Source organism: Kiloniella laminariae (genome assembly GCF_027214005.1).
Lineage (GTDB): Bacteria > Pseudomonadota > Alphaproteobacteria > Kiloniellales > Kiloniellaceae > Kiloniella > Kiloniella laminariae_A.
This window is the reverse complement of sequence record NZ_JAPWGY010000060.1, coordinates 1-231: the sequence shown is the minus strand read 5'-3', so window position 1 is coordinate 231 and position 231 is coordinate 1. Positions and strand designations below refer to the sequence as shown.

Here is a 231-nt window from a genome sequence, read left to right as displayed (position 1 = left end):
GTAAACACGCCGCTGATTTCGTCAGAAAAATCGCGAAGATTAACCGGCAGTAACTCTAAAGACATCTCATCCGCTTCAATTTTGGACAGATCCAACACGTCATTGACTATTCCTATTAGTGACTTGCCCGAAAGGCTTATTTTATCTATCAGTAGACGCTGTGCTTCTGTCAGTGATTCGTCGGCAAACATATGAGTTAACCCGATGATCGCGTTAAGAGGTGTCCTTATC

The 231-nt window shown here is 43.3% G+C and carries 1 protein-coding gene; it reads right to left on the bottom strand.

Annotation, left to right across the window (positions count from 1 at the left end):
* On the bottom strand, positions 1–191 hold a 191-nt coding region (locus O4H49_RS20600), incomplete at its 3' end, for a hypothetical protein (RefSeq protein WP_269425311.1).
* Between the last annotated feature and the right edge of the window lie 40 nt (positions 192–231).